The sequence below is a fragment of the Escherichia albertii genome (assembly GCF_028622335.1).
Taxonomy (GTDB): Bacteria; Pseudomonadota; Gammaproteobacteria; order Enterobacterales; family Enterobacteriaceae; genus Escherichia; species Escherichia albertii.
This window is the reverse complement of sequence record NZ_CP117568.1, coordinates 2,443,199-2,464,215: the sequence shown is the minus strand read 5'-3', so window position 1 is coordinate 2,464,215 and position 21,017 is coordinate 2,443,199. Positions and strand designations below refer to the sequence as shown.

General features: G+C 50.0%; 23 protein-coding genes, 1 tRNA gene and 3 rRNA genes. 21 read left to right on the top strand and 6 right to left on the bottom strand.

Annotation, left to right across the window (positions count from 1 at the left end):
- Nucleotides 1-2: 2 nt before the first annotated feature.
- The 11 genes from rplO (at nt 3) to PS053_RS11920 (ending at nt 6,112) form a co-directional block, all read left to right on the top strand.
- Entirely contained in the window at nt 3-437 is a 435-nt protein-coding gene (rplO, locus tag PS053_RS11970) for a 50S ribosomal protein L15 (protein WP_001238916.1), read from the top strand.
- A 7-nt stretch (nt 438-444) separates the two neighbouring features.
- Entirely contained in the window at nt 445-1,776 is a 1,332-nt protein-coding gene (gene secY / locus PS053_RS11965) for a preprotein translocase subunit SecY (protein ID WP_001118864.1), read from the top strand.
- Between the two features lie 31 nt (nt 1,777-1,807).
- Nucleotides 1,808-1,924, top strand: a complete 117-nt coding sequence (gene rpmJ / locus PS053_RS11960; protein WP_000868187.1) for a 50S ribosomal protein L36 — start codon at nt 1,808-1,810, stop codon at nt 1,922-1,924.
- A 146-nt stretch (nt 1,925-2,070) separates the two neighbouring features.
- Nucleotides 2,071-2,427: a 30S ribosomal protein S13 gene (rpsM, locus tag PS053_RS11955; protein WP_000090773.1), complete on the top strand. Its 357-nt coding sequence runs from the start codon at nt 2,071-2,073 to the stop codon at nt 2,425-2,427.
- 16 nt (nt 2,428-2,443) lie between these two features.
- A complete protein-coding gene (rpsK, locus tag PS053_RS11950; RefSeq protein ID WP_001029684.1) occupies nt 2,444-2,833 on the top strand; it encodes a 30S ribosomal protein S11 in 390 nt (129 codons plus the stop codon).
- Between the two features lie 33 nt (nt 2,834-2,866).
- Complete coding sequence (gene rpsD, locus PS053_RS11945; protein WP_000135224.1) at nt 2,867-3,487, top strand: 30S ribosomal protein S4; 621 nt, start codon at nt 2,867-2,869, stop codon at nt 3,485-3,487.
- 25 nt (nt 3,488-3,512) lie between these two features.
- The gene (locus tag PS053_RS11940; RefSeq protein ID WP_001162092.1) at nt 3,513-4,502 is read left to right on the top strand and encodes a DNA-directed RNA polymerase subunit alpha; all 990 of its coding nucleotides are present in this window, start codon (nt 3,513-3,515) and stop codon (nt 4,500-4,502) included.
- A gap of 40 nt (nt 4,503-4,542) precedes the next feature.
- Nucleotides 4,543-4,926, top strand: coding sequence for a 50S ribosomal protein L17 (rplQ, locus tag PS053_RS11935; RefSeq protein ID WP_001216368.1), 384 nt, complete (start codon nt 4,543-4,545; stop codon nt 4,924-4,926).
- A gap of 106 nt (nt 4,927-5,032) precedes the next feature.
- The gene (locus PS053_RS11930; RefSeq protein WP_000266520.1) at nt 5,033-5,401 is read left to right on the top strand and encodes a DnaJ family domain-containing protein; all 369 of its coding nucleotides are present in this window, start codon (nt 5,033-5,035) and stop codon (nt 5,399-5,401) included.
- Between the two features lie 10 nt (nt 5,402-5,411).
- Entirely contained in the window at nt 5,412-5,837 is a 426-nt protein-coding gene (gene zntR / locus PS053_RS11925; protein ID WP_000285599.1) for a Zn(2+)-responsive transcriptional regulator, read from the top strand.
- A 56-nt stretch (nt 5,838-5,893) separates the two neighbouring features.
- Nucleotides 5,894-6,112, top strand: a complete 219-nt coding sequence (locus tag PS053_RS11920) for an alternative ribosome-rescue factor A (RefSeq protein WP_000092707.1) — start codon at nt 5,894-5,896, stop codon at nt 6,110-6,112.
- Here the strand turns inward: PS053_RS11920 and mscL are convergent.
- The 5 genes from mscL to def form a co-directional block, all read right to left on the bottom strand.
- Entirely contained in the window at nt 6,109-6,519 is a 411-nt protein-coding gene (gene mscL / locus PS053_RS11915) for a large-conductance mechanosensitive channel protein MscL (RefSeq protein ID WP_059277966.1), read from the bottom strand. The two genes, PS053_RS11920 and mscL, sit on opposite strands and share 4 nt — an antisense overlap.
- A 129-nt stretch (nt 6,520-6,648) precedes the next feature.
- Nucleotides 6,649-8,025, bottom strand: coding sequence for a Trk system potassium transporter TrkA (trkA, locus tag PS053_RS11910; protein ID WP_000691376.1), 1,377 nt, complete (start codon nt 8,023-8,025; stop codon nt 6,649-6,651).
- Between the two features lie 21 nt (nt 8,026-8,046).
- Nucleotides 8,047-9,336 carry a 16S rRNA (cytosine(967)-C(5))-methyltransferase RsmB gene (gene rsmB / locus PS053_RS11905; protein WP_010331623.1) on the bottom strand — a complete coding sequence of 430 codons (1,290 nt, stop codon included), beginning with the start codon at nt 9,334-9,336 and terminating at the stop codon, nt 8,047-8,049.
- Nucleotides 9,337-9,381: 45 nt separating this feature from the next.
- Nucleotides 9,382-10,329 (bottom strand): methionyl-tRNA formyltransferase, encoded by a 948-nt coding sequence (fmt, locus tag PS053_RS11900; protein WP_256879169.1) that lies wholly within the window; start codon nt 10,327-10,329, stop codon nt 9,382-9,384.
- A 14-nt stretch (nt 10,330-10,343) separates the two neighbouring features.
- Nucleotides 10,344-10,853, bottom strand: coding sequence for a peptide deformylase (gene def, locus PS053_RS11895; RefSeq protein ID WP_000114984.1), 510 nt, complete (start codon nt 10,851-10,853; stop codon nt 10,344-10,346).
- A gap of 129 nt (nt 10,854-10,982) precedes the next feature.
- On the opposite strand from def, the gene dprA reads away from it, so the two are divergent.
- The 6 genes from dprA to PS053_RS11865 are packed head-to-tail and all read left to right on the top strand — an operon-like array spanning nt 10,983 to nt 14,777.
- Nucleotides 10,983-12,107: a DNA-protecting protein DprA gene (dprA, locus tag PS053_RS11890; RefSeq protein WP_000228574.1), complete on the top strand. Its 1,125-nt coding sequence runs from the start codon at nt 10,983-10,985 to the stop codon at nt 12,105-12,107.
- Nucleotides 12,079-12,552: a DUF494 family protein Smg gene (gene smg, locus PS053_RS11885; RefSeq protein ID WP_000460681.1), complete on the top strand. Its 474-nt coding sequence runs from the start codon at nt 12,079-12,081 to the stop codon at nt 12,550-12,552. The genes dprA and smg overlap by 29 nt, the downstream gene beginning before the upstream one ends.
- Before the next feature lie 28 nt (nt 12,553-12,580).
- Nucleotides 12,581-13,123, top strand: a complete 543-nt coding sequence (locus tag PS053_RS11880; protein WP_024164695.1) for a DNA topoisomerase family protein — start codon at nt 12,581-12,583, stop codon at nt 13,121-13,123.
- A 4-nt stretch (nt 13,124-13,127) separates the two neighbouring features.
- The gene (tsaC, locus tag PS053_RS11875) at nt 13,128-13,700 is read left to right on the top strand and encodes an L-threonylcarbamoyladenylate synthase type 1 TsaC (protein WP_010331672.1); all 573 of its coding nucleotides are present in this window, start codon (nt 13,128-13,130) and stop codon (nt 13,698-13,700) included.
- Between the two features lie 4 nt (nt 13,701-13,704).
- The gene (aroE, locus tag PS053_RS11870; protein ID WP_000451362.1) at nt 13,705-14,523 is read left to right on the top strand and encodes a shikimate dehydrogenase; all 819 of its coding nucleotides are present in this window, start codon (nt 13,705-13,707) and stop codon (nt 14,521-14,523) included.
- Entirely contained in the window at nt 14,520-14,777 is a 258-nt protein-coding gene (locus PS053_RS11865; RefSeq protein ID WP_001070583.1) for a DUF1488 family protein, read from the top strand. Before aroE ends, PS053_RS11865 begins: the two co-directional genes overlap by 4 nt.
- Here the strand turns inward: PS053_RS11865 and PS053_RS11860 are convergent.
- A complete protein-coding gene (locus PS053_RS11860) occupies nt 14,753-15,307 on the bottom strand; it encodes a gamma carbonic anhydrase family protein (RefSeq protein WP_001286225.1) in 555 nt (184 codons plus the stop codon). The two genes, PS053_RS11865 and PS053_RS11860, sit on opposite strands and share 25 nt — an antisense overlap.
- Nucleotides 15,308-15,778: 471 nt before the next feature.
- On the opposite strand from PS053_RS11860, the gene PS053_RS11855 reads away from it, so the two are divergent.
- The 4 genes from PS053_RS11855 to rrf all read left to right on the top strand — a co-directional run bounded on the left by PS053_RS11855 (nt 15,779) and on the right by rrf (nt 20,886).
- Nucleotides 15,779-17,320: ribosomal RNA gene (locus PS053_RS11855) — 16S ribosomal RNA — on the top strand.
- A gap of 85 nt (nt 17,321-17,405) precedes the next feature.
- Nucleotides 17,406-17,481, top strand: a tRNA-Glu gene (locus PS053_RS11850).
- A 195-nt stretch (nt 17,482-17,676) separates the two neighbouring features.
- Nucleotides 17,677-20,578 (top strand): 23S ribosomal RNA (locus tag PS053_RS11845).
- Between the two features lie 192 nt (nt 20,579-20,770).
- Nucleotides 20,771-20,886 (top strand): 5S ribosomal RNA (rrf, locus tag PS053_RS11840).
- The 16S, 23S and 5S rRNA genes sit together here with 1 tRNA gene alongside, the layout of an rRNA operon.
- Nucleotides 20,887-21,017 lie beyond the last annotated feature (131 nt).

The following is a 21,017-nucleotide window of genomic DNA, read 5'->3' as shown; positions in this document are numbered from 1 at the left end:
AGATGCGTTTAAATACTCTGTCTCCGGCCGAAGGCTCCAAAAAGGCGGGTAAACGCCTGGGTCGTGGTATCGGTTCTGGCCTCGGTAAAACCGGTGGTCGTGGTCACAAAGGTCAGAAATCTCGTTCTGGCGGTGGCGTACGTCGCGGTTTCGAGGGTGGTCAGATGCCACTGTACCGTCGTCTGCCGAAATTCGGCTTCACTTCTCGTAAAGCAGCGATTACAGCCGAAGTTCGTCTGTCTGACCTGGCTAAAGTAGAAGGCGGTGTTGTAGACCTGAACACGCTGAAAGCGGCTAACATTATCGGTATCCAGATCGAGTTCGCGAAAGTGATCCTGGCTGGTGAAATCACTACTCCGGTAACTGTTCGTGGTCTGCGTGTTACTAAAGGCGCTCGTGCTGCTATCGAAGCTGCTGGCGGTAAAATCGAGGAATAAGTAGCAGATGGCTAAACAACCGGGATTAGATTTTCAAAGTGCCAAAGGTGGCTTAGGCGAGCTGAAACGCAGACTGCTGTTCGTTATCGGCGCGCTGATTGTGTTCCGTATTGGCTCTTTTATTCCGATCCCTGGTATTGATGCCGCTGTACTTGCCAAACTGCTTGAGCAACAGCGAGGCACCATCATTGAAATGTTTAACATGTTCTCTGGTGGTGCCCTTAGCCGTGCTTCTATCTTTGCTCTGGGTATCATGCCGTACATTTCGGCATCAATTATTATCCAGCTGCTAACGGTGGTCCATCCAACGTTGGCAGAAATTAAGAAAGAAGGGGAGTCTGGTCGGCGTAAGATCAGCCAGTACACCCGCTACGGTACTCTGGTGCTGGCGATATTCCAGTCGATCGGTATTGCTACCGGTTTGCCGAATATGCCTGGTATGCAAGGCCTGGTAATGAACCCGGGCTTTGCATTCTATTTCACCGCTGTTGTAAGTCTGGTCACAGGAACGATGTTCCTGATGTGGTTGGGCGAACAGATCACTGAACGAGGTATCGGCAACGGTATTTCAATCATTATCTTCGCCGGTATTGTCGCGGGACTCCCGCCAGCCATTGCCCATACTATCGAGCAAGCGCGTCAAGGCGACCTGCACTTCCTCGTGTTGCTGTTGGTTGCAGTATTAGTATTTGCAGTGACGTTCTTTGTTGTATTTGTTGAGCGTGGTCAACGCCGTATTGTGGTAAACTACGCAAAACGTCAGCAGGGTCGTCGTGTCTATGCTGCACAGAGCACACATTTACCGCTGAAAGTGAATATGGCGGGGGTAATCCCGGCAATCTTCGCTTCCAGTATTATTCTGTTCCCGGCGACCATCGCGTCATGGTTCGGGGGCGGTACTGGTTGGAACTGGCTGACAACAATTTCGCTGTATTTGCAGCCTGGGCAACCGCTTTATGTGTTACTCTATGCGTCTGCAATCATCTTCTTCTGTTTCTTCTACACGGCGTTGGTCTTCAACCCGCGTGAAACAGCAGATAACCTGAAGAAGTCCGGTGCATTTGTACCAGGAATTCGTCCGGGAGAGCAAACGGCGAAGTATATCGATAAAGTAATGACCCGTCTGACTTTAGTTGGTGCGCTGTACATTACCTTTATCTGCCTGATCCCGGAGTTCATGCGTGATGCAATGAAAGTACCGTTCTACTTCGGTGGAACCTCACTGCTTATCGTTGTTGTCGTGATTATGGACTTTATGGCTCAAGTGCAAACTCTGATGATGTCCAGTCAGTATGAGTCTGCATTGAAGAAGGCGAACCTGAAAGGCTACGGCCGTTAATTGGGCGCCCGAGAAGTTACGGAGAGTAAAAATGAAAGTTCGTGCTTCCGTCAAGAAATTATGCCGTAACTGCAAAATCGTTAAGCGTGATGGTGTCATCCGTGTGATTTGCAGTGCCGAGCCGAAGCATAAACAGCGCCAAGGCTGATTTATTCGCATATTTTTCTTGCAAAGTTGGGTTGAGCTGGCTAGATTAGCCAGCCAATCTTTTGTATGTCTGTACGTTTCCATTTGAGTATCCTGAAAACGGGCTTTTCAGCATGGAACGTACATATTAAATAGTAGGAGTGCATAGTGGCCCGTATAGCAGGCATTAACATTCCTGATCATAAGCATGCCGTAATCGCATTAACTTCGATTTATGGCATCGGCAAGACCCGTTCCAAAGCCATTCTGGCTGCAGCGGGTATCGCTGAAGATGTTAAGATCAGTGAGCTGTCTGAAGGACAAATCGACACGCTGCGTGACGAAGTTGCCAAATTTGTCGTTGAAGGTGATCTGCGCCGTGAAATCAGCATGAGCATCAAGCGCCTGATGGATCTTGGTTGCTATCGCGGTTTGCGTCATCGTCGTGGTCTCCCGGTTCGCGGTCAGCGTACCAAGACCAACGCTCGTACCCGTAAGGGTCCGCGCAAACCGATCAAGAAATAATCGGGGTGATTGAATAATGGCAAAGGCACCAATTCGTGCACGTAAACGTGTAAGAAAACAAGTCTCTGACGGCGTGGCTCATATCCATGCTTCTTTCAACAACACCATCGTGACTATCACTGATCGTCAGGGTAACGCGTTGGGTTGGGCAACTGCCGGTGGTTCCGGTTTCCGTGGTTCTCGCAAATCCACTCCGTTTGCAGCTCAGGTTGCAGCAGAGCGTTGCGCTGACGCCGTGAAAGAATACGGCATCAAGAATCTGGAAGTTATGGTTAAAGGTCCGGGTCCAGGTCGCGAATCTACTATTCGTGCTCTGAATGCCGCAGGTTTCCGCATCACTAACATTACTGATGTGACTCCGATCCCTCATAACGGTTGTCGTCCGCCGAAAAAACGTCGCGTATAACGCTTCGTTTTCCAGGTTTGTTGGAGAAAGAAAATGGCAAGATATTTGGGTCCTAAGCTCAAGCTGAGCCGTCGTGAGGGCACCGACTTATTCCTTAAGTCTGGCGTTCGCGCGATCGATACCAAGTGTAAAATTGAACAAGCTCCTGGCCAGCACGGTGCGCGTAAACCGCGTCTGTCTGACTATGGTGTGCAGTTGCGTGAAAAGCAAAAAGTTCGCCGTATCTATGGTGTGCTGGAGCGTCAGTTCCGTAACTACTACAAAGAAGCAGCACGTCTGAAAGGCAACACCGGTGAAAACCTGTTGGCTCTGCTGGAAGGTCGTCTGGACAACGTTGTATACCGTATGGGCTTCGGTGCCACTCGTGCAGAAGCACGTCAGCTGGTTAGCCATAAAGCAATTATGGTAAACGGTCGTGTTGTTAACATCGCTTCTTATCAGGTTAGTCCGAATGACGTTGTAAGCATTCGTGAGAAAGCGAAGAAGCAGTCTCGCGTGAAAGCCGCTCTGGAGCTGGCTGAGCAGCGTGAAAAGCCAACCTGGCTGGAAGTTGATGCTGGCAAGATGGAAGGTACGTTTAAGCGTAAGCCGGAGCGTTCTGATCTGTCTGCGGACATTAACGAACACCTGATCGTCGAGCTTTACTCCAAGTAAAGCTTAGTACCAAAGAGAGGACACAATGCAGGGTTCTGTGACAGAGTTTCTAAAACCGCGCCTGGTTGATATCGAGCAAGTGAGTTCGACGCACGCCAAGGTGACCCTTGAGCCTTTAGAGCGTGGCTTTGGCCATACTCTGGGTAACGCACTGCGCCGTATTCTGCTCTCATCGATGCCGGGTTGCGCGGTGACCGAGGTTGAGATTGATGGTGTACTGCATGAGTACAGCACCAAAGAAGGCGTTCAGGAAGATATCCTGGAAATCCTGCTCAACCTGAAAGGGCTGGCGGTGAGAGTTCAGGGCAAAGATGAAGTTATTCTTACCTTGAATAAATCTGGCATTGGCCCTGTGACTGCAGCCGATATCACCCACGACGGTGATGTCGAAATCGTCAAGCCGCAGCACGTGATCTGCCACCTGACCGATGAGAACGCGTCTATTAGCATGCGTATCAAAGTTCAGCGCGGTCGTGGTTATGTGCCGGCTTCTAGCCGAATTCATTCGGAAGAAGATGAGCGCCCAATCGGTCGTCTGCTGGTCGACGCATGCTACAGCCCTGTAGAGCGTATTGCCTACAATGTTGAAGCAGCGCGTGTAGAACAGCGTACCGACCTGGACAAGCTGGTCATCGAAATGGAAACCAACGGCACAATCGATCCTGAAGAGGCGATTCGTCGTGCGGCAACCATTCTGGCTGAACAACTGGAAGCTTTCGTTGACTTACGTGATGTACGTCAGCCGGAAGTGAAGGAAGAGAAACCAGAGTTCGATCCGATCCTGCTGCGCCCTGTTGACGATCTGGAATTGACTGTCCGCTCTGCTAACTGCCTTAAAGCAGAAGCTATCCACTATATCGGTGATCTGGTACAGCGTACTGAGGTTGAGCTCCTTAAAACGCCTAACCTTGGTAAAAAATCTCTTACCGAGATTAAAGACGTGCTGGCTTCCCGTGGGCTGTCTCTGGGCATGCGCCTGGAAAACTGGCCACCGGCAAGCATCGCTGACGAGTAACCGGATCACAGGTTAAGGTTTTACTGAGAAGGATAAGGTCATGCGCCATCGTAAGAGTGGTCGTCAACTGAACCGCAACAGCAGCCATCGCCAGGCTATGTTCCGCAATATGGCAGGTTCACTGGTTCGTCATGAAATCATCAAGACGACTCTGCCTAAAGCGAAAGAGCTGCGCCGCGTAGTTGAGCCGCTGATTACTCTTGCCAAGACTGATAGCGTTGCTAATCGTCGTCTGGCATTCGCCCGTACTCGTGATAACGAGATCGTGGCAAAACTGTTTAACGAACTGGGCCCGCGTTTTGCGAGCCGTGCCGGTGGTTACACTCGTATTCTGAAGTGTGGCTTCCGTGCAGGCGACAACGCGCCGATGGCTTACATCGAGCTGGTTGATCGTTCAGAGAAAGCAGAAGCTGCTGCAGAGTAATCTGAAGCAACGTAAAAAAACCCGCCCCGGCGGGTTTTTTTATACCCGTAGTATCCCCACTTATCTACAATAGCCGTACTCTTTTTGTTCATCCCCTGGAGTATTTATGTGGTTACTTGACCAGTGGGCAGAGCGCCATATATCAGAAGCTCAAGCGAAAGGTGAATTTGATAACTTACCAGGTAACGGCGAACCATTGATGCTGGATGATGATTCCCATGTACCGCCGGAACTGCGTGCAGGTTATCGATTGTTGAAGAATGCAGGTTGCTTACCGCCAGAACTTGAGCAGCGAAAGGAAGCAATACTGCTTTTGGATATTCTCAAAGCTATTCGTCAGGATGATCCACAATATCAGGAGGTTAGCCGCCGGTTGTCATTACTGGAATTAAAACTGCGACAAGCTGGATTGAGTACTGACTTTTTACGCGGCGATTATGCTGACAAGTTGTTGAATAAAATCAATGATAACTAGTGGAGTATGTATGTATCGCATTGGTGAGTTGGCAAAAATGGCAGAAGTGACGCCTGACACTATTCGTTATTACGAAAAGCAACAGATGATGGATCATGAAGTACGTACCGAAGGTGGTTTTCGTCTTTATACTGAAAGTGATCTCAGACGCTTGAAGTTTATTCGTCATGCCAGACAGCTCGGTTTTAGCCTTGAGTCGATCCGCGAATTACTGTCGATCCGTATCGATCCTGAACATCATACTTGTCAGGAATCGAAAGGCATTGTGCAGGAAAGATTACAGGAAGTGGAAGCCAGGATAGCCGAATTGCAGAATATGCAGCGTTCCTTGCAACGACTTAATGATGCCTGCTGCGGCACAGCCCATAGCAGCGTTTATTGCTCGATTCTTGAAGCTCTTGAACAAGGTACGAGCGGCCTTAAGGTTGACTGTTGATTTATTGCACTGGCGAGATTACACTCGCGCCGTTAAAACAACCAACTGGAGTTTTTATGAGCCGATATCAGCATACAAAAGGGCAGATAAAGGATAATGCAGTTGAAGCATTACTGCATGACCCCTTGTTCAGACTGCGAGTAGAGAAAAACAAGAAAGGGAAAGGCAGTTATATGCGTAAAGGTAAACATGGTAATCGGGGTAACTGGGAGGCCAGTGGCAAGAAAGTAAATCACTTTTTTACCACTGGCCTTCTGCTTTTGGATATTTGTTAAGAGCGGTTATTCTGCTCTTTCAGCAAATCACGAATCTCTGTCAGTAACACTTCTTCTTTGGTCGGCGCAGGCGCGGCGATCGGTTCTTCTTTCTTACGATTCAGTTTATTGATTAGCTTTATTGCCATAAAGATAGCAAAGGCAACGATCAGGAAATCGAATACGTTTTGAATGAAGACACCATAATGCATCACAACTGCGGGTACATCTCCCTGTGCATCGCGCAGAGTAACGGCAAACTGTTTAAAGTCGATCCCACCAATTAATAACCCCAGTGGTGGCATGATGATATCGGCAACCAGTGAGGAGACAATTTTACCGAAGGCCGCACCGATAATGACACCTACCGCCAAATCCACCACATTCCCGCGCATCGCAAATTCGCGAAATTCTTTAATAATACTCATGTTGTTCCCCCTATGAAACTGACAATGATAAGTCTAACAAATGTTAAGCTATTTTCCTTTCAGGAATAAATTTAATTAAACCTTGAAGAAAAAAGGGAAATAATAAGGCGCCGTAAGACGCCTTATTAATTACAAGAAGAAAGGACTTGGCTGGAACAGTCGTTCAACGTCGGTAATAAATTTTTTATCCGTCAGGAACATAATCACGTGATCGCCCTGCTCAATGCGTAAATTGTCATTGGCGATTATGACATCATTTCCACGTACCACTGCTCCAATAATTGTTCCCGGCGGCAGTTTAATTTCATCAATAACCCTGCCTACGACACGAGAGGTACTTTCGTCACCGTGAGCAACGGCTTCAATAGCTTCTGCTACACCACGGCGAAGTGAGGAAACGCCAACAATATCCGCTTTTCGTACGTGACTGAGCAGTGCGGAGATGGTTGCTTGCTGGGGAGAAATTGCAATATCGATCACGCTTCCCTGAACCAAATCCACATAAGCGCGACGCTGGATCAAAACCATCACTTTTTTCGCGCCCATACGTTTAGCAAGCATAGCGGACATGATATTGGCTTCGTCATCATTGGTGACAGCGATAAATAGATCCACTTGATCAATGTGCTCTTCGGCTAGCAGTTCCTGATCTGAAGCATCACCAAAAAAGACGATCGTATTCTGTAATTTTTCTGCCAGCTCGGCAGCGCGTTGCTGATTACGTTCGATGAGTTTGACGCTGTAGTCTTTTTCCAGACGACGCGCCAGCCCAGCACCGATATTACCTCCGCCAACCAGCATGATCCGTTTATACGGTTTTTCCAGACGTTGTAATTCACTCATCACCGCGCGGATATGTTGCGATGCGGCAATAAAGAATACCTCATCACCCGCTTCAACGATGGTTGATCCTTGTGGGCGAATGGGGCGATCATGACGGAAAATTGCAGCGACGCGGGTGTCAATATGCGGCATATGTTCGCGCATAGTCGAAAGCGCATTACCAATCAGTGGGCCACCGTAATAGGCCTTTACCACAGCCAGACTGACTTTGCCTTCCGCAAAATTTACCACCTGTAATGCGCCAGGATATTCGATCAGGCGATAAATATTATCGATAACCAACTGCTCTGGCGCGATCAAATGGTCAATAGGTACGGCATCTGTGTGGAATAACTTGTCGGCATCGCGGACATAGTCTTGAGAACGAATACGGGCGATGCGATTTGGCGTATTGAAAAGTGAATAGGCCACCTGGCAGGCAATCATGTTTGTTTCGTCTGAACTGGTCACGGCGACCAGCATATCAGCATCGTCGGCACCGGCTTCCCGTAACACACGTGGGTGCGAGCCATGCCCTTGTACTACCCGCAGATCAAATTTATCCTGCAACGTTCGCAGACGTTCACCGTTGGTATCGACAACAGTAATATCGTTGTTTTCGCCAACCAGATTTTCAGCTAGTGTGCCGCCAACTTGTCCGGCGCCCAGAATGATAATTTTCATCAGTCGCGACCTGTTATTTCATCACTTTTTGATTAGCTTAGCGTAAAAGAAGCCGTCACCTTCTTCAGCGTCTGGCAGATTCTGCTTACCCGGTTGCTCTGGTGTTCCGGTTTCGCAAAGCATGGCATCTTCAGTACGTTGCAAAAAGGCTTTAATTTGTTGGCTATTCTCTTCCGGCAATATCGAGCAAGTGGCATACACCAACGTTCCGCCTGATTTTAAATGTGGCCAGATAGCATCGAGAATTTCAGACTGCAACTGAGCGAGTTCGGCGATATCGCGATCGCGACGCAGCCATTTAATATCGGGATGGCGACGAATCACACCGGTAGCAGAGCAAGGCGCATCTAATAAAATACGATCGAACTGTTGCTCACCACACCATTGGGAAGGGGAGCGGCCATCACCTTGTTTCACGGTTGCCTTCATCCCAAGGCGTTTTAGATTGTCATACACGCGAGACAGGCGCTGTTCGTCAATATCAACCGCCATAACTTGCGCTTCTGGAGCAACTTCAAGGATATGCGTTGTTTTACCGCCGGGGGCGGCGCAAAGATCCAGAATGTGTTCACCGTTTTGTGGAGCAAGCCAGGTCATGCAACCTTGCGCTGATGCATCCTGAACGGTAACCCATCCTTCGTCAAAACCGGGCAGCGCATGAACGGGCGCGGGTATTTCCAGGCGGACTGCATCAGGATAATTAGCATGCAGGAATCCTTTCATTCCTGCCTTTTCCAGTAAGGCAAGCCAACTGTCGCGGGAATTGTGTGTGCGGTTGACGCGCAGCCACATGGGAGGGCGCTGGTTATTGGCTTCAACGATGGATTGCCACTGCTCTGGATACGCTTTTTGCAGACGTTTTAGCAGCCAGGAGGGATGCAGATAACGTGCATCACTGGCATTAAACTCGGCTAATAACTCTTCTTGCTGACGTTGGAACTGGCGTAACACGCCGTTAATCAGCCCCTTAAGTTGTGGGCGCTTAATTGCGACAGCACCTTCAACCGTTTCAGCCAGCGCAGCATGAGGTGGAATGCGGGTATAAAGCAGTTGATACAAACCAACCATAATCAGGTAATGCACAGTACGCTGTTTGCCGGTCATCGGACGGGCCATTAACTTATTAATCAGCCAGTCTAACTGTGAAAGCGTACGCAGTACGCCAAAGCACAACTCTTGTAGAAGTGCTTTATCTTTATCAGAAACTTTTTGCTGTAGCGGTGGCAGAATGTTGCTTAATGATTGCCCTTGCTCGACGACTTGTTCAACGGCCTGGGCCGCCATGCTACGTAAATTACGTTGTTTTTTCATAAGTATAAAAATGCCCGGCAAGACCGGGCTTAGAAGAGTGGACTATCAGGCCAGACGGTTGCCCGGGACAAACCATTCCCGACGTGAATTCAGGAGGTCTTGCGCGCTCATCGCTTTCTTACCCGCAGGTTGTAACGAGAGCAGGTTCAGGATGCCATCGCCAGTTGCAACCTGGATGCCTTGTTTGTTGGCTTCAAGGATCGTTCCTGGTGCAGCTTTGGTCGCCGTATCAATGACCGACGCTTTCCAGACCTTAACCGGCTGTCCTTCAATTTCCAGCCAACTCATTGGCCATGGATTAAAAGCGCGAATGCAGCGTTCAAGCTGTGCTGCCGAAAGTGACCAGTCAATACGCGCTTCTTCTTTACTTAACTTTTCGGCGTAAGTGACAAGAGTTTCGTCCTGAACTTCTGGTTTCGCCGTCCCGTCTGCCAGTTGTTTCAACGTGGTGATAAGCCCTTGTGGGCCAAGCTCTGCCAGTTTGTCATACAACGTACCACTGGTATCTTCGGTGGTAATCGGACAGGAGAGTTTATAGAGCATGTCGCCCGTGTCCAGGCCGACATCCATTTGCATAATGGTGACACCGGTTTCTGCATCGCCCGCCCAAAGTGAGCGTTGAATCGGTGCGGCACCACGCCAGCGTGGCAGTAGTGAACCATGAACGTTGATACAGCCGAGACGCGGCATTTCCAGCACAGTTTTAGGCAGAATTAACCCATAGGCGACGACGACCATGACATCAGCCTGCAGATCGGCGATCAGTTGTTGATTTTCTTGTGGGCGCAGGGAAACAGGCTGAAAAATCGGTAACCCTTTCTCTTCTGCCAGGACTTTGACCGGGCTGGGCATCAGTTTTTTGCCGCGACCTGCTGGTCGATCCGGTTGGGTGAACACACCAACGACGTTATGTCCAGAAGACAGCAGCGCGTCCAGATGACGCGCTGCAAAGTCAGGTGTACCCGCAAAAATAATACGTAGTGATTCTGACACGTTAGTTCTTATCCTTAAGCCCGGGCTTTCAGACGATCCAGTTTTTCAACTTTCTGACGAATACGTTGTTGTTTCAGCGGTGACAGGTAATCCATAAATAGCTTGCCAACCAGGTGATCCATTTCATGCTGAATACAGATGGCTAACAGACCGTCTGCTTCCAGTTCAAATGGTTTACCGTCACGGTCCAGGGCGCGAATTTTCACTTTCTCTGCACGCGGCACTAAAGCACGCTGTTCAGGGATCGACAGGCAGCCTTCTTCAATGCCTGTTTCGCCGCTTTTTTCTAAAAGCTCCGGGTTGATTAACACCAGCCGTTCGTCACGGTTTTCCGAAACATCAATAACGATGATACGTTGATGGATATCAACCTGGGTTGCTGCCAGGCCAATACCTTCTTCTGCGTACATCGTCTCGAACATATCATCGACGATACGCTGAATTTCTGCATTCACTTCTTCTACCGGTTTAGCCACTTTGCGAAGCCGCTCGTCCGGAATATGTAACACTTGCAAAACTGACATAAATCTCCAGAGATGTGTTCAGGAGTTAGAAAGATTATTTCTTCTATTCTAGACAAATCCCCCTCTGATTGACAGCATCACTGACCAATCGCAAAGATTGCTAAAGCTGCTTATGGCAAGGGGATAAGGATGGTCGACACAGAAATTTGGCTGCGTTTGATGAGCGTGAGTACATTGTACGGCGATGATATGGTCCGTATAGCTCGCAGGTTGGCAGAACAGTCGCATATTGATGATCTTGTATTACAACAGGCGGGGCTTTCATCGCGACAGGCACATCGTTTTCTTTCATTTTCGCAGAAGAGTTTCGAAAGTTCACTCCGCTGGCTGGAACAACCAAATCACCATTTAATCCCTGCGGACAGCAAATTTTATCCTCCTCAACTTCTTGCGACGACAGATTATCCAGGCGCGCTGTTTGTTGCTGGAGAGCTGCACGCCTTGCAATCGTTTCAGCTTGCCGTCGTGGGGAGTCGGGCACATTCATGGTATGGTGAACGGTGGGGGCGCCTGTTTTGCGAATCGTTGGCGGCGTATGGCGTGACAATTACCAGCGGCCTGGCGCGTGGAATCGACGGTGTGGCGCATAAAGCGGCCTTGCAGGTCAATGGTGTCAGTATTGCTGTTCTGGGCAATGGGCTTAATACTATTCATCCTCGTCGCCATGCCCGGCTGGCCGCCGGTTTACTTGAACATGGTGGCGCTCTTGTCTCGGAATTTCCCCTTGATGCACCCCCACTGGCTTATAATTTCCCACGAAGAAATCGCATTATTAGCGGTCTAAGTAAAGGTGTGCTGGTGGTGGAGGCTGCTTTGCGTAGTGGTTCTCTGGTGACAGCGCGTTGTGCGCTTGAACAGGGGCGCGACGTTTTTGCGTTGCCTGGCCCATTAGGTAATCCGGGAAGTGAAGGACCTCACTGGTTAATAAAGCAAGGTGCGATTCTTGTGACGGAGCCAGAAGAAATTCTGGCAAATTTGCAAAACGGATTGCGATGGTTGCCTGGTGCCCCTGAAAAATCATTTTATTCACCAGATCAGGAAGACGTGGCATTGCCATTTCCTGAGCTCCTGGCTAACGTAGGAGATGAGGTAACACCTGTTGACGTCGTCGCTGAACGTGCCGGCCAACCTGTGCCAGAGGTAGTTACTCAACTACTTGAACTGGAGTTAGCAGGATGGATCGCAGCTGTACCCGGCGGCTATGTCCGATTGAGGAGGGCATGCCATGTTCGACGTACTAATGTATTTGTTTGAAACCTATATTCACACTGAAGCTGAGTTGCGTGTGGATCAAGACAAACTTGAACAGGATCTTACCGACGCAGGTTTTGAGCGAGAAGATATCTACAATGCTCTGCTTTGGCTGGAAAAGCTTGCGGATTATCAGGAAGGACTGGCAGAACCGATGCAACTGGCTTCTGATCCTCTTTCCATGCGTATTTATACGCCTGAAGAGTGTGAAAGACTGGATGCCAGCTGTCGTGGATTTTTGCTTTTCCTTGAGCAAATTCAGGTGCTCAATCTTGAAACCCGTGAAATGGTGATAGAGCGAGTGCTCGCGCTGGATACCGCAGAGTTCGACCTGGAAGACCTGAAGTGGGTGATCCTGATGGTGTTATTCAACATTCCGGGCTGCGAAAATGCGTACCAGCAAATGGAAGAATTACTCTTTGAAGTGAATGAAGGTATGCTGCATTAATCATTTCTTTAATTCAGCATAAGTTGTTATGGCGAAATCAGCACTGTTCACGGTGCGTAATAATGAGTCCTGCCCAAAGTGCGGGGCTGAACTGGTTATTCGATCCGGGAAACACGGTCCGTTTCTTGGATGCTCACAGTATCCGGCGTGTGACTACGTCCGTCCTCTGAAATCATCAGCGGACGGTCATATCGTCAAAGTTCTGGAGGGGCAAATTTGCCCTGCATGTGGGGCAAATCTGGTATTACGCCAGGGACGCTTTGGTATGTTTATTGGTTGTAGTAACTACCCTGAATGCGAACATACCGAACTTATCGATAAACCGGACGAAACCGCAATTACATGTCCCCAATGTCGGACGGGCCATCTGGTCCAGCGCCGTTCCCGTTATGGCAAAACATTTCACTCCTGTGATCGCTATCCTGAGTGTCAATTTGCTATTAACTTCAAGCCCATAGCCGGAGAGTGCCCTGAGTGTCATTATCCGCTACTCATCGAAAAGAAAACCGCGCAGGGTGTAAAACACTTTTGTGCCAGTAAACAATGTGGAAAGCCGGCTTCGGCGGAATAATAACGTGAATAATAACCTGCAAGGAGACGCTATCGCATCAGCGATAGATGTTCTCAATGAAGAACGTGTCATCGCCTATCCAACGGAAGCCGTTTTCGGTGTCGGGTGCGATCCTGATAGCGAAACAGCAGTGATGCGACTGTTGGATTTAAAACAGCGCCCGGTTGATAAGGGACTGATTTTAATCGCGGCAAATTACGAGCAGCTTAAACCCTATATTGATGACAGCATGCTGACGAAAGCGCAGCGTGAAACCATTTTTTCTCGTTGGCCTGGCCCTGTAACCTTTGTCTTTCCCGCGCCTTCGACAACACCGCGCTGGTTAACGGGGCGCTTTGATTCGCTTGCTGTACGAGTCACCGACCATCCGTTGGTGGTTGCTTTGTGCCAGGCTTATGGTAAACCTCTGGTTTCTACCAGTGCCAACTTGAGTGGATTGCCGCCTTGTCGAACAGTTGAGGAAGTTCGCGCACAATTTGGTGTGGAGTTCCCGGTTGTGCCCGGTGAAACGGGGGGGCGCTTAAATCCTTCAGAAATCCGCGATGCCCTGACGGGTGAACTGTTTCGACAGGGGTGACATAATGGAAACCTACGTTGTTTTTGGTAATCCGATAGCCCACAGCAAATCGCCATTTATTCATCAGCAATTTGCACAGCAATTGCATATTGAACATCCCTACGGTCGCGTACTGGCGCCAATCAATGATTTCATTAATACATTGAATGCGTTTTTTGCTGCGGGTGGCAAAGGTGCGAATGTTACTGTGCCTTTTAAAGAGGAAGCATTTGCCAGAGCGGACGAGCTCACGGAACGGGCGGCGTTGGCTGGAGCAGTTAATACTCTCAAGCGGTTAGAAGATGGGCGCCTGCTGGGTGACAATACTGATGGCATAGGTTTGCTAAGCGATCTGGAACGTCTGTCTTTCATTCGCTCCGGCTTACGTATTTTGTTGATCGGCGCTGGTGGAGCATCTCGCGGCGTACTACTGCCACTCCTTTCCCTGGACTGTGCGGTGACAATCACTAACCGGACGGTATCCCGCGCGGAAGAGCTGGCTAAATTGTTTGCGCACACTGGCAGTATTCAGGCGTTGGGTATGGACGAACTGGAAGGTCATGAGTTCGATCTTATTATTAACGCGACATCCAGTGGGATTAGTGGTGATATTCCGGCGATCCCGGCATCGCTCATTCATCCTGGCATTTGTTGCTATGACATGTTCTATCAGAAAGGAAAAACGCCTTTTCTGGCATGGTGTGAGCAGCAAGGCTCAAAACGTAATGCGGATGGATTGGGGATGTTAGTCGCGCAGGCTGCTCATGCCTTTCTTCTCTGGCACGGTGTTCTGCCTGACGTAGAACCAGTTATAAAGCAATTGCAGGAGGAGTTGTCCGCGTGAATCAGGCCATCCAGTTTCCAGACAGGGAAGAGTGGAACGAGAGTAAAAAATGCGTTTGTTTTCCCGCTCTTGTAAATGGTATGCAGCTCACTTGCGCTATTACTGGAGAGAGTCTGGCGAACCGCTTTGCAGGAGATACGCCAGAACAGTGGTTAGCGAATTTTCGTCAGCATCGCTGGGACCTGGAAGAAGAGGCAGAAAGCTTGATTCAGGATCAAAGCGAAGATGATCAAGGTTGGGTCTGGTTACCCTGATCCAGATACTCATCTTTCCATTTGACGTAGTTATTCGCGGAGTAGCGTAACCCAGCCTTCTCTTCATCACTTAACGGGCGGATCTGTTTAACGGGGCTACCGAGATACAGATATCCGCTCTCCAGCCGTTTATTTTGCGGTACCAGGCTACCCGCGCCGATCATCACATCATCTTCTATTACAGCGCCATCAAGTAAAATTGAGCCCATTCCAACCAGTACTCGATTACCAATAGTACAGCCATGAAGCATGACCTTGTGTCCAACCGTGACGTCTTCACCTACGATTAATGGATTACCCTGGGGATTGGTTGTCGATTTATGGGTTACATGTAAGACGCTACCATCCTGAATATTAGTGCGGGTACCGATCTGTACATAATTCACGTCACCGCGAATCACAACGAGCGGCCAAACCCCCACATCATCAGCCAGACGAACGTCACCAATCACGACACTACTATCGTCGATCATTACGCGCTGACCGATTTGTGGAAAAAGATCGCGGTATGGGCGTAAAACATCAGACATACTTACCTCAACAATAAATGATTTACTGATGACTTTGGGTGCATTATTGGCCTTGTGCAAGTCTTTTTGTATGCAAAAAAGCACCGTTTTGTGTGCGAATACAGCAAAAAGGCTGAAAAAACAACAAACGAAAAAAAAGATCAAAAAAGTACTTGTGCAAAAAATTGGGATCCCTATAATGCGCCTCCGTTGAGACGACAACGTGAAACACTTCACAAGATGGTCGTAACAATGAAGAGAAAAATCCTGAAATTCGGGGTTGACTCTGAAAGAGGAAAGCGTAATATACGCCACCTCGCGACAGTGAGCTGAAAGCCGCGTCGCAACTGCTCTTTAACAATTTATCAGACAATCTGTGTGGGCACTCGAAGATACGGATTCTTAACGTCGCAAGACGAAAAATGAATACCAAGTCTCAAGAGTGAACACGTAATTCATTACGAAGTTTAATTCTTTGAGCATCAAACTTTTAAATTGAAGAGTTTGATCATGGCTCAGATTGAACGCTGGCGGCAGGCCTAACACATGCAAGTCGAACGGTAACAGGAAGAAGCTTGCTTCTTTGCTGACGAGTGGCGGACGGGTGAGTAATGTCTGGGAAACTGCCCGATGGAGGGGGATAACTACTGGAAACGGTAGCTAATACCGCATAACGTCGCAAGACCAAAGAGGGGGACCTTCGGGCCTCTTGCCATCGGATGTGCCCAGATGGGATTAGCTTGTTGGTGAGGTAACGGCTCACCAAGGCGACGATCCCTAGCTGGTCTGAGAGGATGACCAGCCACACTGGAACTGAGACACGGTCCAGACTCCTACGGGAGGCAGCAGTGGGGAATATTGCACAATGGGCGCAAGCCTGATGCAGCCATGCCGCGTGTATGAAGAAGGCCTTCGGGTTGTAAAGTACTTTCAGCGGGGAGGAAGGGAGTAAAGTTAATACCTTTGCTCATTGACGTTACCCGCAGAAGAAGCACCGGCTAACTCCGTGCCAGCAGCCGCGGTAATACGGAGGGTGCAAGCGTTAATCGGAATTACTGGGCGTAAAGCGCACGCAGGCGGTTGATTAAGTCAGATGTGAAATCCCCGGGCTCAACCTGGGAACTGCATCTGATACTGGTCAGCTTGAGTCTCGTAGAGGGGGGTAGAATTCCAGGTGTAGCGGTGAAATGCGTAGAGATCTGGAGGAATACCGGTGGCGAAGGCGGCCCCCTGGACGAAGACTGACGCTCAGGTGCGAAAGCGTGGGGAGCAAACAGGATTAGATACCCTGGTAGTCCACGCCGTAAACGATGTCGACTTGGAGGTTGTGCCCTTGAGGCGTGGCTTCCGGAGCTAACGCGTTAAGTCGACCGCCTGGGGAGTACGGCCGCAAGGTTAAAACTCAAATGAATTGACGGGGGCCCGCACAAGCGGTGGAGCATGTGGTTTAATTCGATGCAACGCGAAGAACCTTACCTGGTCTTGACATCCACGGAAGTTTTCAGAGATGAGAATGTGCCTTCGGGAACCGTGAGACAGGTGCTGCATGGCTGTCGTCAGCTCGTGTTGTGAAATGTTGGGTTAAGTCCCGCAACGAGCGCAACCCTTATCCTTTGTTGCCAGCGGTTAGGCCGGGAACTCAAAGGAGACTGCCAGTGATAAACTGGAGGAAGGTGGGGATGACGTCAAGTCATCATGGCCCTTACGACCAGGGCTACACACGTGCTACAATGGCGCATACAAAGAGAAGCGACCTCGCGAGAGCAAGCGGACCTCATAAAGTGCGTCGTAGTCCGGATTGGAGTCTGCAACTCGACTCCATGAAGTCGGAATCGCTAGTAATCGTGGATCAGAATGCCACGGTGAATACGTTCCCGGGCCTTGTACACACCGCCCGTCACACCATGGGAGTGGGTTGCAAAAGAAGTAGGTAGCTTAACCTTCGGGAGGGCGCTTACCACTTTGTGATTCATGACTGGGGTGAAGTCGTAACAAGGTAACCGTAGGGGAACCTGCGGTTGGATCACCTCCTTACCTGAAAGAACTGTACTTTGCAGTGCTCACACAGATTGTCTGATGAAAAGTGAAAAGCAAGGCGTCTTGCGAAGCAGACTGATACGTCCCCTTCGTCTAGAGGCCCAGGACACCGCCCTTTCACGGCGGTAACAGGGGTTCGAATCCCCTAGGGGACGCCACTTGCTGGTTTGTGAGTGAAAGTCACCTGCCTTAATATCTCAAAACTCATCTTCGGGTGAAGTTTGAGATATTTGCTCTTTAAAAATCTGGATCAAGCTGAAAATTGAAACACTGAATAGTCGAAAGATTATTCGTGAGTCTCTCAAATTTTCGCAACACGGTGATGAATCGAAAGAAACATCTTCGGGTTGTGAGGTTAAGCGACTAAGCGTACACGGTGGATGCCCTGGCAGTCAGAGGCGATGAAGGACGTGCTAATCTGCGAAAAGCGTCGGTAAGGTGATATGAACCGTTATAACCGGCGATGTCCGAATGGGGAAACCCAGTGTGTTCCGACACACTATCATTAACTGAATCCATAGGTTAATGAGGCGAACCGGGGGAACTGAAACATCTAAGTACCCCGAGGAAAAGAAATCAACCGAGATTCCCCCAGTAGCGGCGAGCGAACGGGGAGGAGCCCAGAGCCTGAATCAGTGTGTGTGTTAGTGGAAGCGTCTGGAAAGGCGCGCGATACAGGGTGACAGCCCCGTACACAAAAATGCACATGCTGTGAGCTCGAAGAGTAGGGCGGGACACGTGGTATCCTGTCTGAATATGGGGGGACCATCCTCCAAGGCTAAATACTCCTGACTGACCGATAGTGAACCAGTACCGTGAGGGAAAGGCGAAAAGAACCCCGGCGAGGGGAGTGAAAAAGAACCTGAAACCGTGTACGTACAAGCAGTGGGAGCCTCTTAATGGGGTGACTGCGTACCTTTTGTATAATGGGTCAGCGACTTATATTCTGTAGCAAGGTTAACCGAATAGGGGAGCCGGAGGGAAACCGAGTCTTAACTGGGCGTTAAGTTGCAGGGTATAGACCCGAAACCCGGTGATCTAGCCATGGGCAGGTTGAAGGTTGGGTAACACTAACTGGAGGACCGAACCGACTAATGTTGAAAAATTAGCGGATGACTTGTGGCTGGGGGTGAAAGGCCAATCAAACCGGGAGATAGCTGGTTCTCCCCGAAAGCTATTTAGGTAGCGCCTCGTGAATTCATCTCCGGGGGTAGAGCACTGTTTCGGCAAGGGGGTCATCCCGACTTACCAACCCGATGCAAACTGCGAATACCGGAGAATGTTATCACGGGAGACACACGGCGGGTGCTAACGTCCGTCGTGAAGAGGGAAACAACCCAGACCGCCAGCTAAGGTCCCAAAGTCATGGTTAAGTGGGAAACGATGTGGGAAGGCCCAGACAGCCAGGATGTTGGCTTAGAAGCAGCCATCATTTAAAGAAAGCGTAATAGCTCACTGGTCGAGTCGGCCTGCGCGGAAGATGTAACGGGGCTAAACCATGCACCGAAGCTGCGGCAGCGACGCTGATGCGTTGTTGGGTAGGGGAGCGTTCTGTAAGCCTGTGAAGGTGTGCTGTGAGGCATGCTGGAGGTATCAGAAGTGCGAATGCTGACATAAGTAACGATAAAGCGGGTGAAAAGCCCGCTCGCCGGAAGACCAAGGGTTCCTGTCCAACGTTAATCGGGGCAGGGTGAGTCGACCCCTAAGGCGAGGCCGAAAGGCGTAGTCGATGGGAAACAGGTTAATATTCCTGTACTTGGTGTTACTGCGAAGGGGGGACGGAGAAGGCTATGTTGGCCGGGCGACGGTTGTCCCGGTTTAAGCGTGTAGGCTGGTTTTCCAGGCAAATCCGGAGAATCAAGGCTGAGGCGTGATGACGAGGCACTACGGTGCTGAAGCAACAAATGCCCTGCTTCCAGGAAAAGCCTCTAAGCATCAGGTAGCATCAAATCGTACCCCAAACCGACACAGGTGGTCAGGTAGAGAATACCAAGGCGCTTGAGAGAACTCGGGTGAAGGAACTAGGCAAAATGGTGCCGTAACTTCGGGAGAAGGCACGCTGATGGTAGGTGAAGCGACTTGCTCGTGGAGCTGAAATCAGTCGAAGATACCAGCTGGCTGCAACTGTTTATTAAAAACACAGCACTGTGCAAACACGAAAGTGGACGTATACGGTGTGACGCCTGCCCGGTGCCGGAAGGTTAATTGATGGGGTCAGCGCAAGCGAAGCTCTTGATCGAAGCCCCGGTAAACGGCGGCCGTAACTATAACGGTCCTAAGGTAGCGAAATTCCTTGTCGGGTAAGTTCCGACCTGCACGAATGGCGTAATGATGGCCAGGCTGTCTCCACCCGAGACTCAGTGAAATTGAACTCGCTGTGAAGATGCAGTGTACCCGCGGCAAGACGGAAAGACCCCGTGAACCTTTACTATAGCTTGACACTGAACACTGGTCCTTGATGTGTAGGATAGGTGGGAGGCTTTGAAGTGTGGACGCCAGTCTGCATGGAGCCGTCCTTGAAATACCACCCTTTAATGGCTGGTGTTCTAACGTTGGCCCCTTATCGGGGTTGCGGACAGTGTCTGGTGGGTAGTTTGACTGGGGCGGTCTCCTCCTAAAGAGTAACGGAGGAGCACGAAGGTTGGCTAATCCTGGTCGGACATCAGGAGGTTAGTGCAATGGCATAAGCCAGCTTGACTGCGAGCGTGACGGCGCGAGCAGGTGCGAAAGCAGGTCATAGTGATCCGGTGGTTCTGAATGGAAGGGCCATCGCTCAACGGATAAAAGGTACTCCGGGGATAACAGGCTGATACCGCCCAAGAGTTCATATCGACGGCGGTGTTTGGCACCTCGATGTCGGCTCATCACATCCTGGGGCTGAAGTAGGTCCCAAGGGTATGGCTGTTCGCCATTTAAAGTGGTACGCGAGCTGGGTTTAGAACGTCGTGAGACAGTTCGGTCCCTATCTGCCGTGGGCGCTGGAGAACTGAGGGGGGCTGCTCCTAGTACGAGAGGACCGGAGTGGACGCATCACTGGTGTTCGGGTTGTCATGCCAATGGCACTGCCCGGTAGCTAAATGCGGAAGAGATAAGTGCTGAAAGCATCTAAGCACGAAACTTGCCCCGAGATGAGTTCTCCCTGAGACTTAGAGTCTCCTGAAGGAACGTTGAAGACGACGACGTTGATAGGCCGGGTGTGTAAGCGCAGCGATGCGTTGAGCTAACCGGTACTAATGAACCGTGAGGCTTAACCTTACAACGCCGAAGGTGTTTTGGCGGATTGAGAGAAGATTTTCAGCTCAGATTCAGAGTCCGAAGGGTTTTACGCTGAGACAAGGCGGCAAATGAAGCGAAGGAAGGAGCATACTGAAGTATGTGACTGACTTTCGGGAATGCAGCCGACGCAGTATCAGTGGAAAAGACACAGGACAGAGCACAAAGAATTTGCCTGGCGGAGATAGCGCGGTGGTCCCACCTGACCCCATGCCGAACTCAGAAGTGAAACGCCGTAGCGCCGATGGTAGTGTGGGGCTTCCCCATGCGAGAGTAGGGAACTGCCAGGCATCAAATTACGAAGAACGGCACTGACCTTTGAGGCAGTTAGCTACTCGATAAGAGAGTAGGACAAAAGCGAGGGCTTTTGAACGTTGCAAGGCAACGGCCCGAAGGGTGAATCACGAAGTGATTCATAAAC